At 20.8% G+C, this 17,009-nt stretch carries 12 protein-coding genes, 2 tRNA genes and 1 pseudogene; 1 reads left to right on the forward strand and 14 read right to left on the reverse strand.

The window, feature by feature from the left end:
- Nucleotides 1-25 precede the first annotated feature (25 nt).
- Entirely contained in the window at nucleotides 26-538 is a 513-nt protein-coding gene (gene fldA, locus GJU01_RS01500; RefSeq protein WP_168868084.1) for a flavodoxin FldA, read from the reverse strand.
- 13 nt (nucleotides 539-551) lie between these two features.
- Complete coding sequence (locus tag GJU01_RS01505) at nucleotides 552-1,340, reverse strand: alpha/beta fold hydrolase (RefSeq protein ID WP_168868085.1); 789 nt, start codon at nucleotides 1,338-1,340, stop codon at nucleotides 552-554.
- A gap of 159 nt (nucleotides 1,341-1,499) precedes the next feature.
- On the opposite strand from GJU01_RS01505, the gene pgi reads away from it, so the two are divergent.
- Nucleotides 1,500-3,116, forward strand: a complete 1,617-nt coding sequence (gene pgi / locus GJU01_RS01510) for a glucose-6-phosphate isomerase (protein ID WP_168868086.1) — start codon at nucleotides 1,500-1,502, stop codon at nucleotides 3,114-3,116.
- 28 nt (nucleotides 3,117-3,144) lie between these two features.
- On the opposite strand, the gene GJU01_RS01515 is transcribed toward pgi, so the two are convergent.
- The 12 genes and pseudogenes from GJU01_RS01515 to GJU01_RS01570 form a co-directional block, all read right to left on the reverse strand.
- Entirely contained in the window at nucleotides 3,145-4,836 is a 1,692-nt protein-coding gene (locus GJU01_RS01515; RefSeq protein WP_168868087.1) for a DEAD/DEAH box helicase, read from the reverse strand.
- Between the two features lie 286 nt (nucleotides 4,837-5,122).
- The gene (gene pnp, locus GJU01_RS01520; RefSeq protein WP_168868088.1) at nucleotides 5,123-7,219 is read right to left on the reverse strand and encodes a polyribonucleotide nucleotidyltransferase; all 2,097 of its coding nucleotides are present in this window, start codon (nucleotides 7,217-7,219) and stop codon (nucleotides 5,123-5,125) included.
- A gap of 91 nt (nucleotides 7,220-7,310) precedes the next feature.
- On the reverse strand, nucleotides 7,311-7,580 hold the full coding sequence (rpsO, locus tag GJU01_RS01525) for a 30S ribosomal protein S15 (protein WP_168868089.1): 270 nt from the start codon (nucleotides 7,578-7,580) through the stop codon (nucleotides 7,311-7,313).
- 21 nt (nucleotides 7,581-7,601) lie between these two features.
- Nucleotides 7,602-8,549 (reverse strand): tRNA pseudouridine(55) synthase TruB, encoded by a 948-nt coding sequence (gene truB, locus GJU01_RS01530; protein ID WP_168868090.1) that lies wholly within the window; start codon nucleotides 8,547-8,549, stop codon nucleotides 7,602-7,604.
- Between the two features lie 28 nt (nucleotides 8,550-8,577).
- Nucleotides 8,578-8,934 carry a 30S ribosome-binding factor RbfA gene (gene rbfA, locus GJU01_RS01535; protein WP_168868091.1) on the reverse strand — a complete coding sequence of 119 codons (357 nt, stop codon included), beginning with the start codon at nucleotides 8,932-8,934 and terminating at the stop codon, nucleotides 8,578-8,580.
- 64 nt (nucleotides 8,935-8,998) lie between these two features.
- The gene (infB, locus tag GJU01_RS01540; protein ID WP_246208929.1) at nucleotides 8,999-11,383 is read right to left on the reverse strand and encodes a translation initiation factor IF-2; all 2,385 of its coding nucleotides are present in this window, start codon (nucleotides 11,381-11,383) and stop codon (nucleotides 8,999-9,001) included.
- Nucleotides 11,383-12,885, reverse strand: a complete 1,503-nt coding sequence (gene nusA, locus GJU01_RS01545) for a transcription termination factor NusA (protein WP_168868092.1) — start codon at nucleotides 12,883-12,885, stop codon at nucleotides 11,383-11,385. Before nusA ends, infB begins: the two co-directional genes overlap by 1 nt.
- A 247-nt stretch (nucleotides 12,886-13,132) precedes the next feature.
- Nucleotides 13,133-13,209 (reverse strand) — tRNA-Met (locus GJU01_RS01550).
- A gap of 52 nt (nucleotides 13,210-13,261) precedes the next feature.
- A tRNA-Leu gene (locus tag GJU01_RS01555) sits at nucleotides 13,262-13,352 on the reverse strand.
- 17 nt (nucleotides 13,353-13,369) lie between these two features.
- On the reverse strand, nucleotides 13,370-13,633 hold the full coding sequence (gene secG / locus GJU01_RS01560; protein ID WP_168868093.1) for a preprotein translocase subunit SecG: 264 nt from the start codon (nucleotides 13,631-13,633) through the stop codon (nucleotides 13,370-13,372).
- A 747-nt stretch (nucleotides 13,634-14,380) separates the two neighbouring features.
- Nucleotides 14,381-16,183, reverse strand: a pseudogene (gene ftsH / locus GJU01_RS01565) (ATP-dependent zinc metalloprotease FtsH); the annotation flags it as partial.
- 45 nt (nucleotides 16,184-16,228) lie between these two features.
- A complete protein-coding gene (locus GJU01_RS01570) occupies nucleotides 16,229-16,861 on the reverse strand; it encodes an RlmE family RNA methyltransferase (RefSeq protein WP_168868095.1) in 633 nt (210 codons plus the stop codon).
- Between the last annotated feature and the right edge of the window lie 148 nt (nucleotides 16,862-17,009).

The following is a 17,009-nucleotide window of genomic DNA, read 5'->3' on the forward strand; positions in this document are numbered from 1 at the left end:
TTAAATATAATTGATTTTATAAATATTAAATTTTTAATTTTTTAGATATTTGTTGAGTCCATGCATTAATACGTAAATCAGTCAATTCTGGTTGTCTATCTTCATCAATAGTTAATCCTAAAAAATATTTTTTATTTTTTAAACTTTTAGTGTCATGAAAATGATATCCTTTAGTCGGCCAATATCCTATTACTTGAGCTTTATTAGTTTTAACAATATCATAAATTACTTTTATAGCATCACAAAAATATTCTCCATAATCTTCTTGATCACCACAACCAAATAAACCTAAATATTTATTTTGAAAATTTATTTTTTGTAAAATAGGTAGAAAATTTTCCCAATCACATTGTACTTCTCCATAATACCATGTAGGTACTCCTAATAAGAGGATATTATATTTTATAATATCTTCTTTTTCTACTTCAGAAATATTAAACACTGAAGAATTTTTTTTACTTAAATTTTTTTGTATTTTAAAAGCAACATTTTCAGTATTACCTGTATCACTACCAAAAAAAATACCAATTTTTGACATTATTATTGTTTCTCTAAAAATATTGTTTATAACATATTTTTAATATTAAATTAAATACTAATTTTGTATTTTCAAGATGTAATAAATGACCAGCATTTTTAATATTATATATTTTAGCATTAGGAAATTGAGAAAAAATACTTTTATAATAATTTATATTTATATAATTAGATTTTTCTCCTTTTAAGAAAAAAATGTTTCCATACCATTTAGGGATTACACTCCAATCTAAGATTTTTTGGTATTCATTTTTTAATATTGAAAAATTAAATTCCCATTTACCATTTATTAATGTTTTTAATAATGTATTTATTATATATTCGTTTTTAATATATAATTTCATTATATAAAAAGCAGTTTTTCTTGTTAAATTTTTTTTTTTATAAATTTTTTCTAATGCAAAAAATATATTTTTATTAAAAAATTGATATTTTACTGGAGCAATATCTAAAACAATAATAGTTTTAATATTATTTAATAATTTAAATTGCGTGATATTCATCACTATTTTACCGCCCATAGAATGTCCTATAAAAATAATATTTTCTTTTATATTTAAAAAATTTAATGTATCTAATACATCTTTTGATAAAGACATATAATCCATTCTATTGTTCTGTGGGGATAAACCATGATTTCTAATATCTAATAATATAATTTTATACTTTAAATTTTTATTTAGAAATATACCCATTGAATATAAACTTTTTTTATTTCCAAATAATCCATGTAATATAATAATTGTATATTTCTTTTTAATAAGAAAATCATTATTTGGGATAATTAAATAATTAAGAATCATATAAAAATAAATTTATTTAAAAAAAATATTTTAGCATATAAAATAAAAAATTGAGTTTCTTAATATAATTTAAAATTATGATATAATCTATCCTAGATAATATATTTTATTTAAAATATTTTAAAATTTTAATTATTAAATCTTAATTAGTGACATTATATGAAAAATATAGATCCTACAAAAACAACTTCATGGAAATATTTAGAAAATCATTTACAAGAAATGAAAAAAACAACTATTAATAATTTATTTAAAATAGATAAAAATAGATTTAAAAATTTTTCAATTAATTTTGAGAATAAAATTCTATTTGATTATTCAAAAAATTTTATTAATAAAACAACTCTATATTATTTAATAAATTTAGTTAAAGAAACTAAATGTATAGATGCTATTAATTCAATGTTTTATGGTAAAAAAATTAACGTTACAGAACAAAAAGCCGTGTTACATACAGCATTAAGATATAATTATAATAATTGTTTTTTACAAAATCAAAAAATTTATAATAATATAGATAAAATTTTAAAAAAAATTGAAAATATTTCTAATAATATTATTTTAGGAATATGGAAAGGTTATACAAATAAAAAAATTAAAAATATAATAAATATAGGAATAGGAGGATCTCATTTAGGTCCCTTAATGGTTACAGAATCATTAAAAACATATAAAAATAAATTAAATTTATTTTTTTTATCAAATATTGATCCAAATAAATTAGTTGATATTCTTAATAAAATAAAATTAGAAGAAAGTTTATTTATTATTGCATCAAAAACTTTTAGTACTCAAGAAACAATGACTAATGCTTTAAGTATAAAAAAATGGTTTATAAAAAATATAAATATAAGTTTTAATAAAGATATTTTTTCAAAACATTTTATTGCAGTTACAAATAATATTAATTCTGCAATTAATTTTGGTATAAATAAAAGTAATATTTTGCCATTATTATCCGAAATAGGAGGACGTTTTTCTTTATGGTCTTCTATTGGATTAGTTATATCTTTATCTATTGGATTTAATAATTTTAAAAAATTATTACAAGGAGCAAATAAAATGGATTATCATTTTTTTACTACTCCTATAAATAAAAATATTCCTATTATTATGGCTTTAATTAGTATCTGGTATAATAATTTTTGGAAGGCGGAAACAGAAGCCATAATTCCTTATTATGATAATATGCGTTTTTTACCATCATATTTACAACAATTAAATATGGAATCTAATGGTAAATCTATAGATAGAAATGGTAAAAAAATAAAGTATCAAACTAGTCCTATTATATGGGGAGATGTAGGTACTAATGGACAACATTCTTTTTTTCAAATGTTACATCAAGGAACTAAATTAATACCATGTGATTTTATAGCTGCTGCAATATCTAATGACAAAAACTACATCGATCATCATACACAACTTATTTCAAATTATATTGCACAAACAAAAGCATTAGCTTTTGGTAATATGAATAGTTTTTCTTGTAAAAAAAATTTATATCAGTGTTGTTTTGGAAATAATCCCAGTAATTCTATTTTTTTAAAAAAAATCACTCCTTATAATTTAGGATTATTAATTTCATCTTATGAACATAAAATTTTTATACAAGGAGTAATTTTAAATATATTTTCTTTTGACCAATGGGGAGTCGAATTAGGAAAAAAAATAGCTAATAATTTATATAAAGATATAAATAAAAATATTCAAAATATGAATCAATATGATTACTCATCTCAAGGATTAATTAATTTTTATAAATATTTTAATTAAAATCAATTTTTGATATTAAAAAATTTAATTATTTATAATTTTTTTTTTGTAATTTTAAATAAGAGTTTTTGTAAGATTTTTGGTATTTTAAAATTAATTCAAAACTAATATTTTTATTTAAAATTCTGATATTTTTAGAATATTTTGTAATAATTTTTTTTATGATTGGAGATAATTCAATAGTAGAATACTTAGTAAATAATTTTACATTTCCTATATTATTACTATTTATTTTAAATTCATTAATAATAGCTCCTACAATATGACGTACCTCTACTTTATCATTTTTACCTATATTAATACGATATGTATCCATATATTTTTGTATTTTTTTATTTTTTTTAAAATACTTATTTTTATAAAAATTTAATTTTTTATTAAATAATTTTTTTTTAACTGGCTCAGGAGATAAAATTAAAGGTCTTTTGTTTTGAGATAATTTTAATAAAATTATTATTAATTTTTCTTCATTAATATTATTTTGAATAATAAGTGTTGATATAATTTTTTTATATTTAATTAACTCTGTATCCCTTATTAAGGATAATTCTTTTTTTATTTTTTTTATTAAATTTTCTAATCTTTTTTGACATAAAATTTTATGATTAGGTAATAATATTTCTTGAATATTACATTTTATCCTACGTTCAATATTTTTTAATAATCTTTTTTCTCTATATTCAATAAATGATAAAGATTTACCTTGTCTTCCTGCTCTTCCGGTCCTTCCAATACGATGAATATATGACTCTATATCCATAGGTAAATCATAATTTATAACTAAATTTATTCTATTAACATCTAGTCCTCTTGCAGCAATATCAGTAGCAATTAAAATATCTAATTTCCCATTTCTAAATTTTTCTAATGTTTTTTCTCTATTATTTTGATTCATATCTCCATTTAATGCTGCACTATTATAATTAAATTTTTTTAAAATGTCAGATATTTCTACAGTTGTAGTTTTAGTTTTTACAAAAATTAAAACTGCATCAAAATTTTCAGTTTCTAAAAATTTCATTAAAGCATTTATTTTTTTACCATGTATTAACCAATAATTTTGATTAATATCAGGAATAGTTTTAATATCTGTTTTAATAAAAATTTCATATGGATGAATCATAAATTTTTTAGTTATATTTTTAATTCTTTTTGGCATAGTTGCAGAAAATAATGAAGTTTGATGTTTTTTAGGTATTGTAGATAATATTTTTTCTACATCTTCAATAAATCCCATTCTTAACATTTCATCTGCTTCATCTATTACTAAACTATTTAATTTAGATAAATTCACAGTTTTTCTTTGAATATGATCTAATAAACGTCCTGGAGTTGCTATAATAATTTGAACTCCTAAATGTAAACGTTTAAATTGTATGTTGTAAGACTGTCCTCCATATAATGCTAAAATACTAATTTCATTTATATATTTTGCAAATATTGAAGTAGCTTTAGTAACCTGAATTGCTAATTCTCTAGTAGGTGTTAAAACTAGGATTTGAGTTTTTTTAATAGATAAATTGAGATTATTTAACAATGGTAACATAAATGCAGCAGTTTTCCCGCTACCTGTTTGGGCTATACCTAATACATCTTTTCCAGATAATAAATATGGAATACACTTTTTTTGTATAGGAGAGGGTTTTATATATCCTATATCATTTAATGCTTTTAAAAGTAATTTATTTAAACCAAATTTAGCGAAAGTAATATTTATCATATAATATATATGCCTATTTAAAATTTAAAATATAATTATTAAAAAAATTAATATACTTAATTAATGATCTAATAATTATTAGATGGGATTATAAAATTAAATTGTAATTATGTTTGAATATAAACATAATTACAAATCATAAAAATTATTTAATACAAATAACAATTTTACAAGTAATTATTATAACTACTATATTAGTAAATATATATTTTCTTAAAAATATTATTTATTAAAATAATTTATATAATTATTTTTAAATAATGTTTTATAAAAAAATTTTGATAAATTAATTTTTTTCAATAGCAGCTTTTATACTTAATCTTATTCTTCCTTGTTTATCAATTTCCATTACTTTAACAAGTACATTTTGTAATAATTGTAAATAATCACTTACTTTACTTACATGTTTATGTGTAATTTGAGAAATATGTACTAATCCTTCTTTACCATTTCCTATAGAAATAAAAGCTCCAAAATCAACAATACGTATAACTTTACCATTATATATTTGTCCTACGATAATATCTGCAGTAATTTCTTTTATACGTCTAATTGCAAATCTAATTTTTTCATTATTTTTAGCTGCAATTTTTACAATTCCATTATCTTCTATTTCAATAATTGTATCAGTTTCTTCAGTTAAAGCTCTGATAACAGATCCTCCTTTACCTATCATATCTTTAATTTTTTCTGGATTAATTTTTATTGTATGAATTCTTGGAGCAAATTCTGAAATATTTCTTCTAGGGAAAGAAATTGCTTGTTTCATTACTTTTAAAACATGTAATCTAGCTAATTTTGCTTGAAATAAAGCTAATTTTATTATTTTAAATGTAATTCCTTCTATTTTCATATCCATTTGTAATGCAGTAATACCATTTTTAGTTCCTGCTACTTTAAAATCCATATCACCCAAATGATCTTCATCACTTAAAATATCAGATAAGACTATAAAATTATTATTTTCTTTAATTAATCCCATTGCTATACCTGCTACAGCATTTTTAATAGGAATACCTGCATCCATCATTGCTAAAGATGCACCACAAACTGAAGCCATAGACGATGAACCATTAGATTCTGTAATTTCAGATACGATACGAATCGTATATGGGAAAGTATCTAAATTAGGCATTACTGGTATTAAAGATTTTTTAGCTAAATTACCATGCCCAATTTCACGTCTTTTAGGAGAACCAATTATTCCGGTTTCACCAACAGAATAAGGAGGAAAATTATAATGAAATAAAAAATTATCTGTTTTATTATTAATTAAATCATCTAATAATTGAGCATCTCTTGTTGTTCCTAATGTAGCAGTTACTAAAGATTGTGTTTCTCCTCTTGTAAATAAAGCAGAACCATGAGTTCTTGGTAAAATACCTATACGTACATCTAAATTACGTATCATATCATGTTCACGTCCATCAATTCTAAGATTTTTTTCTATAATCTTTTTACGTACTATTTTTTTTCCTAACTCATAAAAAATTTCATTTAAATAATAAATTGAAAGATTTTCATATTCTTTTTCTTCTTTAATTACTTCAAGAGTTTTTAATTTTATAGAATCAATTATTTGAACTCTCTCTTGTTTTTCTTTTATATTATATGCATTTATTAATTTTTTATATGATAAACAAATTACTTTTTCTTTAAGCTTCTCATTTAAAGGATATAAAATCCATTGACGAGATTTTTGTTTTACTTTATCTGATAATTGAATAATATTATTAATTAAAATTTGTTGTTGATTATGTCCATATTTTATTGCATCTAAAATTTGTTCTTCAGTTAATAAATTAGATTTGGCTTCTACCATTAGTATAGCTTTTTTAGTACTAGTAACAATTAAATCTAATTTACTATTTTCCATTTCTTTTATACTAGGATTTAGTATATATTGATTATTAATATATCCAACACGTGCAGTTCCAAAGGGTCCATTACAAGGAATACCGGATAAATTTAAAACAGTAGAAGCTCCAATAATAGCTACAATATCTGGATTTATTTCAGGGTTAAGAGACATTACAGTTGCAATAATTTGAGTTTCATTTAAAAAACCTTTTTGAAATAAAGGTCTTATAGGACGATCGATTAAACGAGAAGTTAATATTTCACTTTCACTAGGACGTCCTTCTCTCCGAAAAAAATTTCCAGGAATACGACCAGTAGCATATAATTTTTCTTGATAATGTACTGATAAAGGAAAAAAATTTTGTTCTAATTTTACTTCATTATTTACTACGAGAGTTACAAAAACAGCTGTATCATCAATACTAACCATTACAGAAGATGTTGCTTGTCTAGCTATCATCCCTGTTTCAATAGTTACAGTATTATTACCATAACAAAATCTATGAATAATCGGGTTTAACAAAATAAATATCCTTTAAATAAAAATTTTTTTATATTAAAAAAATAAATTTATTTTAAAATCTCTAACGAATAGAAATTATATTAAAATATTTTTATTTTCTTAACCCTAAATTTTCAATTAATATATTATAATCATGTAATTTTTTTCTTTTTAAATAATTTAATAATTTTCTACGCTGTGATATCATATAGAGTAATCCTCGACGACTATGATAATCTTTTTTATGAATAGTAAAATGTTTATGTAAATAATTAATTTTAAATGTTAGTAGAGCTATTTGTACTCTTGTTGATCCTTTATCTTTAGGACTAATTTCATACTGTTTTATAATTTTTGCTTTTTTTTCTGTATTTAAATACATAACTTAACTCCATTAAATTATTTATAAATCAATAAAATTTACTAATTTACATTTAATTATATAACCTTTGTTGTTAATATGACAAACTCCTATAAAATTATGAAATATTTTTTCAAATATACGGAATATTTTTGTATCTATTATAGATGTTATTTTTATTTTTTCACCATTTATTATTTTTTTTATTAAAAAATTAGATAAATATAATTTAGGAAAATTATTTATAATGTAACCAATGGGTAATAATAACTTTTTAATTAAAAAAATATTTAGTTGATTATTTCGATAATTTGTAATTAATGTTTGTAATTGTTCAATAGTTATTACATTTTTATGTAAAATAGAAATATGTGATATTTGTGTTCTACGTAATTTAATTACATGAGCGCCACAATTTAATTTATCTCCTAATTCATCAATAATACTACGAATATATGTACCTTTAGAACAATTAATTTTTAATTTAATTTTATTTTCATAAAATTTTAATAATTTAATTTGATAAACTATAATTTTTCTCTTTTTTAAATGAGGCAATATTATACCTGATCTAGCATATTTATAAAGAGGTATTCCTTTATATTTAATTGCAGAATACATAGGAGGACTTTGTTTAATTTTCCCTTTAAATAAATTTATTACTTTAAGAAGATCTTTGATGGATATATTAACATTTTTTTTTTTAATAAGAAAACCATATTTATCTGCAGTATTCGTTTTTTCACCTAAAATAGCAGTAACTAAATAAACTTTATTTGAATTTATTAAATATTGACTAAATTTAGTACATTTTCCTAAACATATAGGTAATAGACCACTAGCTAAAGGGTCTAAAGTACCTGTATGTCCCGCTTTTTTTACATTAAAAATATTTTTAATATTTTGAAGAATTTGATTAGATGTAAATCCTACAGATTTATCAAGTAATAACAAACCGTGTGTTTCTTGTTTTATTTTTATTTTTAACATTTTTTAAAAATTATAATTTAAATTATAATTATTTTTTTTTAATTTTTAAATTATTTAAAATATCACTAATATATTTACCTTCTTTAAAAGAAGAATCTAAAAAAAATTTTATTTTTGGTATTTTACGTAAATTTATTTTTTTTCTTAGAACATATCTAATATATTCTGTGGTTTTATTTAAATAAAAAAGTGAATTATTTTTATTTTTTGATTTTTCTTCTTTATATGATAGGATAATAAAAATTTTTGCATATGAAAAATCTTTTGATATTACTATGTCCGTAATATTACTAAATTTATTTATTCTTGTATCATGAATATCATTTTGTAATATTTTTGCTATTTGTTTTTTTAATTCATATGAAATACGTAGATCTCGATACAATAAAATACTCCTTTTTCTTATATTTTAAAATACTATGATTAATATAAAAATTATTTTTAAACAATTATTTTTTTTTAAGTTCATTTGTTTCAAAAATTTCTATTTTATCTCCTATATGAATATCATTAAAATTTTTAATACTAATACCACATTCTATACCATTCCGTACTTCATTAACACTTTCTTTAAATCTTCTTAAAGAATCTATAATACCTTTATAAAAAATTTTATTATTTCGAAATAATTTAATTAAATTATTACGTTTAATTATTCCATATGTTACTATACATCCTGCTATTACACCAATTTTAGGAATAGTAAAGATACTTCTAACTTCTGCAAGTCCTAAAATTAATTCTTTGTATTTAGGAACTAAAATTTTTTGTATGTGTTTTTTAACATAATTAATTAAATCATAAATAATTATAAAAAATTTAATTTTTATATTTTCTATTTTTATTATATTTTTTACATTTTTACTTGCTTTAACGTTAAAACCAATAATAATCACATATTTTGCAGAATTAGCCATAGCCATTGAAATATCTGTTTCAGTAATATCTCCAACACCGGCATAAATAATTTTAATATTTATTTTATCATTAGATAAATTAATTAATGTTGTTGTAATTGCTTCTAAAGAACCTTGTACATCAGCTTTTAATAAAATATTTATTTCATAAATATTTGTATTATTTAAATTTAAAAACACTTTTTTAAATTGTTTTTGTTTATTAAATAATTGCATTTCTCGATATTTATTTTTTCTATATGCTGCTATTTCTTTAGCTTGTTTTTCATTATTTACTACTATTAAATTATCACCAGCATGTGGAATTTCAGATAAACCTATTATTTTAATAGGAGTAGATGGTCCAGCTTGTAAAATATTTAAATCTCTATAATTTATTAACCCTTTAATTTTTCCATAAGTATATCCACAGAGTGCTATATTACCTTTTTTTAACATTCCTTCTTTAATTAAAACACTAGCTATAGGTCCTTTACCTTTATCTAAATAAGATTCAATAACAATTCCTTTTGCATTACCTTTATTAATAGCTTTTAATTCTAATATTTCAGCTTGTAATAAAATTGCATTTAATAAATTATTTATTCCTTCTCCTGTTTTAGCAGAAATTTTTACAAAAATACTATCTCCTCCCCATTCTTCAGAAATAATATCATATCTACTTAATTCATTTTTTATTTGTTCAAAATTTGAAATTTTTTTATCAATTTTATTTATTGCAACTATTATTGGTAATTTATTTTTTTTAGCATGTTTAATTACTTCTATAGTTTGTGGCATAACTCCATCATCAATTGCAATAACTAATATTATTATATCTGTAACTTGGACTCCTCTTAATCTCATTGAAGTAAAAGACTCATGTCCTGGAGTATCAAGAAATGTAATATTTTTATTATTAAATTCTATTTGATATGCATTAATATATTGAGTAATACCTCCAGATTCTTTTGAAGTTATATTACTTGAAAAAATATAATCTAATAATGAAGTCTTACCATGATCTACATGACCCATAACAGTTACTATTGGAGGTCTTATTATAATAGATTTTTTATTAACTTGATTTTCATTATTAATTAATGATTTTTCTATATCATTTTCGCAACGTAATGTAACTTTATGACCCATTTCTTCTGCAATTAATTGTGCTGTTTCCTGATGTAAAAGTTGATTAATATTAGTAAATTTTTCTCCCATATTAATAATTATTTTGATAAGTTCTGAACTTTTAACAGCCATTTTATTAGATAGTTCAGTGATACTAATAGTATCATTAATAATGATATTACGATTAATATTTTTAACTGGTTTATTAAAATTTTGATATAATTTAGAAAAATTTTTTTTGTATTTATTATTAATAATTTTTTTCTTATTTTCTTTATTATGTTTATATTTTTTTTTGTTATATATTTTATTGTTAAAAATATCACTATTTTGATTTTTATTATTTATTTTTTTCTTATAATATTTTTTATTTTTATTAATTTTTTTTTTATTTAATTCTATATTTTTTTTATAATCTATATTATATATTTTTTGATCACTATTTTTAACAAATGTTTTAAATTTCTTCAATTTTTTTTTTTTAGATAAAGAATAATTATTAATTTTTAATGATGTTTTTTTTAATAAATTTTTTTTATCATTAGATAAAAATTTTTTCTTATTGTTTAATAATATATTAAATTTATTATGTAATAATTTAAAATTTTTTATTTTTTTATTTTTTAAATATATTAAAAATTTTTTCTTTTCTTCTTTATTCACTATATCATTTTCTAATTTAGTGATACCTATATCAGAAAAATATTGAATTGTTTTTTTTACTGAAATTTGAATTTTACTAGCTAATAATTTTATAGTTATAACAGCATCTATCATGCTGTCTACTCCTCTATTGTCAAAACTCATTAATTATCATTTTTTTTATTAAACCAACAAATATTACGTGCAGACATAATTATTTTTCCGGCTCTTATTTTATTTAGATTATCTATATCGGATAAATCTTCAATACTTTGTTCTGCTAATTTTTCAATAGTTAAAATTCCTTTATTTATTAAAGATTCAGATAATTCATTATTCATTCCTTTTAATTTTAACAGTTTTTTTTTAAATTTATTATTAATATTATTTATCTTTTTCATAGATAAATTTTTATAGATATTTGCTGCTAATTTTTTTATTTTTTTTAAATCATTAATTTTTATATTTAAAGTATTAGTTATTTTATTTAACTTTTCAACTGGTACTGATATTAATTCTTTAAAAGAAAATATTTTTCCATCTTCAACAATTTTTTTAGATAATTCATATTTTATATTTAAATGTTTTACAAACATATTTATCATATTATTTGTTTCTTTTTTATGTTTAAAATGTAGATCATGTTTAGTCATAACATTTAATTCCCAGCCACTTAATTGTGAAGCTAAACGAATATTTTGACCATTTCTCCCAATAGCTTGAGCTAAATTATTTTCTTCAACAGCAATATCTATAATATGTTTTTTTTTATTTAAAATAATTGCTGATATATCAGCAGGTGACATAGCATTAATAACAAATTTTTCAGGATTTTCATGCCACAAGACAATATCAATCCTTTCTCCATTTAATTCATTAGAAATAGCTTGTACTCTAGCTCCTCTCATACCTACACAAGCACCTACTGGATCAATTCGTTTATCATTTGTTTTAACAGCAATTTTTGATCTAGATCCTGGATCTCGTGCAACTCCTTTAATTTCAATTAATCCTTCTCCTATTTCAGGTACTTCAATATGAAATAATTCAATTAACATTTGTATTTTTGATCTACTTATAAATAATTGTGTTTCTTTAATATCTTCTTTTATATAAAATAATAAACCCCTTATTCTATCTCCTAATCTAAAATTCTCTCTTGGTAACATATCAGAACGTAAAATTACAGCATTAGCGCCATGTCCTAAATCTAAATTTAAATGTCCTCTATTTACTTTTTTAACAATACCACTTAAAATTTTTCCTTCTTGTTTCTTAAATTGAGCAATGGTAATAGCTTTTTCTGCTTCTCGTACTTTATGTACAATAACTTGTTTAGCAGTTTGTGTTGTTATTCGATTAAAGTTAATAGATTTTATTTTATCATAAATATAATCCCCTAAATTAAGAGTATTATCTTCAATACGTGCAGCATCTAATGTAATTTCTTTTGTAGGATAATGAACTTTTTTTACAATTAACCATCTTCTAAAGGTATTAAAATCACCATTTTTACGATCAATATTTACTAAAACTTCTATATCTTGTTCATATTTTTTTTTTGTAGCACTAGCTAAAGCACTTTCCATAGCTTCAAATATTTTTTCACGAGGTAAAGATTTTTCATTAGAAACAGCTTCAATAACAGCCAACATTTCTTTATTCATCCTAGTTATCCTTAAATATTTAATTCTTAAAATTAGAAAACTAGATTATATTAAAACATTAATATTAGTATGTTTATTTTTTAAATAAATATTTTATTATTTAAATATCAATATAATTATTTTAATAAAATTAATTTATTAATACTCTTTTATATAATTTATAAATATATATAAAAAAAAGTATTTTGGATATTACAGATTTAATTATCTATAAAATATAATTTAGGATTAAATATAATGTGGTATTTGGTTGCGGGAGTTGGATTTGAACCAACGACCTTCGGGTTATGAGCCCGACGAGCTACCAAACTGCTCCACCCCGCGTCTACTTTAATGATATGATATGCTAAAAATCGAAATAATGCAATAATAATTTTGGTACCGAAGACGGGATTTGAACCCGTAAACCCAAATCATAGGGCACTACCACCTCAAGGTAGCGTGTTTACCAATTTCACCACCTCGGTAAAATTATATTTATATTTTATTTTTTTATATTATGTAATTTAACATTTCTTATATATTTTTTTACATTAATATTACTTAATAATAAGCTAATTATAAAAAATAAAGATGCAAGAAAAATAATGCTTCTAGTTAATATTTTATTGGAAGTATTCGTATTAAAAGGTGATTTTGTATTACTTGATGATGTACTGATATCTATATCATCATTTTTTTGAAACATAATAATACTAATTAAAATAATTGAAATAAAAATAAATAAAACTAATAGTAATTTATACATAAAAAAGTTTACAAAATAGCTTTTAATTTAGATATTAATTGTCTTAATTATATATAAATTAATAATAATTGCAATATAATTTTTTATTTTGTAAAAGATTTATTTTGTTTTAATAATTTTTTCTGTAAATTGATATTACCTATTAATTTTATTTTTATTTTTTCTGTAATTATAATTACAATGAAAAGTTAATTATTACCAAAATTTGGTAATTTATTCTCCAGTAATTAAATTAATAGAAATTATTTTATTTATTAGAAATAATTTTAAAAATATTTAAGCATTATTTTATTTTAAAAAATTTTAGAAAAGATACTAAAATTAATTTTGTTCTGCATATTCTATTCTAGAATAACTTTTAATTTATTTTAAAATTATAAAAAATATTTTTTTATAATATTTATCAATGTTATTGATTTAAACTATTAAAAATATAAAAATTATTTTAATTTTTAATAATTATTTTTTTAAATATTTTTTATTTTAATTATAATTTAAAGTTTATTAATAAATAATTGAAATTAATTTTAATAAATTAATAATTAAATTATGATAATTAAATTAATTTTTGATATTTTTTATAAAAATATTTAATTCAATAATAAAATTATCATTTATGAAGAATTTATTTATAATATTTAAAACATCTTGAATAAATTTATGATATTTCATATTATAAATCTTCTTGTTTTTATAAAATATCATAAATTATTTATTTTTTAAATTTTATTTTTTTTTATCATATTCTGGAGGTCTAACTTCTTTTCTATTCATTAAATCATCAATCTGTATTGAACCTATTGTTTCATATTTTATAAGTGTATTTTTCATTGCATGTAAAATATCAATATTATCTTTTAATATTTTAAATGCTCTATTATAATTTTCTTCTATTAAATATTTTACTTCTTGATCAATAATTTTTGCTGTATCATCAGACATATGTTTAGCTTTAGCAACTGATCTTCCTAAAAAAATTTCTTCTTCTTCTTCTGTATAAAGTAAAGGTCCTAATTTTTTAGAAAATCCCCATTGAGTTACCATATTTCGGGCAATATTAGTTGCAACTTTAATATCATTTGATGATCCTGTTGATACATACTTTTCTCCATAAATTATTTCTTCAGCAATTCTTCCTCCGTATAATGTAGATATTTTACTTTCTAATCTTTGACGGCTGATACTAATAATATCAATTTCAGGTAAAAAAAATGTAACTCCTAATGCTCTTCCTCTAGGAATAATTGTAACTTTATGCACTGGATCATGATCTGGTACTAATCTACCTATAATTGCATGTCCTGCTTCATGATAAGCAGTTGCTTCTTTTTGTTTTTCTGTCATTACTAAAGAACGTCTTTCTGTCCCCATCATAATTTTATCTTTTGCTTGTTCTAATTCTAACATAGAAACAAAATTATAATTTTGACGAGCTGCTAATAAAGCTGATTCATTTATTAAATTAGCTAAATCAGCCCCTGAAAATCCTGGAGTACCTCTAGCTAAAATTTGTAAATCTACTTCTTTAGAAATAGGTACATTTTTAATATGTATTTTTAAAATTTGTTCTCTTCCTCTTATATCCGGTAAACCTACTATAACTTGGCGATCAAAACGTCCAGGTCTTAAAAGTGCTGGATCTAATACATCAGGGCGATTAGTTGCAGCAATTACTATGATACTTTCATTATTATTAAAACCATCCATTTCTACTAACATTTGATTTAATGTTTGCTCTCTTTCATCATGTCCCCCTCCTAAACCAGCACCTCTTTGTCTACCTACTGCATCTATTTCATCAATAAAAATAATACATGGAGCTAGTTTTTTAGCTTGATTAAACATATCTCTTACTCTTGAAGCACCTACCCCTACAAACATTTCTACAAAATCAGAACCTGAAATAATAAAAAATGGTACTTTTGATTCCCCTGCAATAGCTTTCGCCAATAAAGTTTTACCTGTTCCTGGAGGACCAACCATTAAAATACCTTTAGGAATTTTACCTCCTAATTTTTGAAATTTTTTAGGTTCTTTTAAATAATCTACTAATTCTTTAACTTCTTCTTTTGCTTCATCACATCCGGCAACATCATTAAATGTTATTTTTATTTGATCTGCTGTTAAAATTTGTGCTTTACTTTTACCAAATGACAAAGCTCCTTTACTACTATTTTGTAATTGACGAATAAAAAAAATCCAAATTCCAATTAATAAAAACATTGGGAACCATGCAATAAAAATAGATAATAATATGCTAGGTTTTTGAAGAGGTTCTCCTAATATCTTAATTTTTTTTAAAAATAGTACTTTTAGTAAATTAGGATCATTCATGGGTAAATAAGTAATATAATCACTCTTATTTTTTCTAAAAACATGAATTTTCCTACCATTTATACTCGTTTTAATTATTTTATTTTGTTTAACTTCAGACAAAAATGTTGAATATGAAATTTGATTTTTTTTCTTAAATTTGTTTAGATTTAAACTCTGGAAAACAGATATAAATATGACTGTAATTGCTAACCAGAAAATTAGATTTTTTGCCATATCTTTCAAAAAGTAACCCCTTGTAACTTTATAGTATATTGTATATTAATTTTTATATTCTTTTGCAAGAATATAAATTTCACTTGATTTAGATCTTGACGCATTAGGTTTTCTAATTTTAACTATTTTAAATATAGAGTTAATCTTATTATAATATCGGACTAGTTCATGACCTTGAAATGTTTTGACTAAAAAAATTCCATTATGTTTTAGATGAGAATAACATAATTTTAAAGTTAGTTCATTTAAATAACTAATTCTAGGTATATCTATTTCCTTTATACCAGAAATATTAGGAGACATATCTGACATTATCATATGTACTTTTATTTTATTAAGTTTTTTTATAATTTTATTAAAAAAAATAGAATTACATATATTACCTTGATAAAAAGTAACATTTTTAATATTACTCATTGGTAATATATCACATGCAATAATTTTTCCTTTATTACCAATTTTTAATGAAGCAAAACTAGACCATCCCCCTGGAGAAGATCCCAAATCAATTATAGTCATACCTTTTTTAAAAATTTTATCTATTTTTTCTATTTCTGCTAATTTAAACCATGATCTTGATCTATACTTACTAATATTTTTTTGAACTTTTTTTATATAAAAATCTTTAAAATTATTTTTTAACCATATTTTAGATTTTCTATTTTTTTTATAATTCATAAAATTATTTATTTTAGAATATTAAATATTTATTTCATGAAATAATTGTTAATAATAATATCAAAAAATTTTAAATATTACAATTTGTAATGAATAAACTTATGATATTATTAATTTTAGAAAATTATGTTATATTTTAGATAAAAAT

Origin of the sequence: Enterobacteriaceae endosymbiont of Donacia vulgaris, assembly GCF_012568445.1 — a bacterium.
Classification (GTDB): domain Bacteria; phylum Pseudomonadota; class Gammaproteobacteria; order Enterobacterales; family Enterobacteriaceae.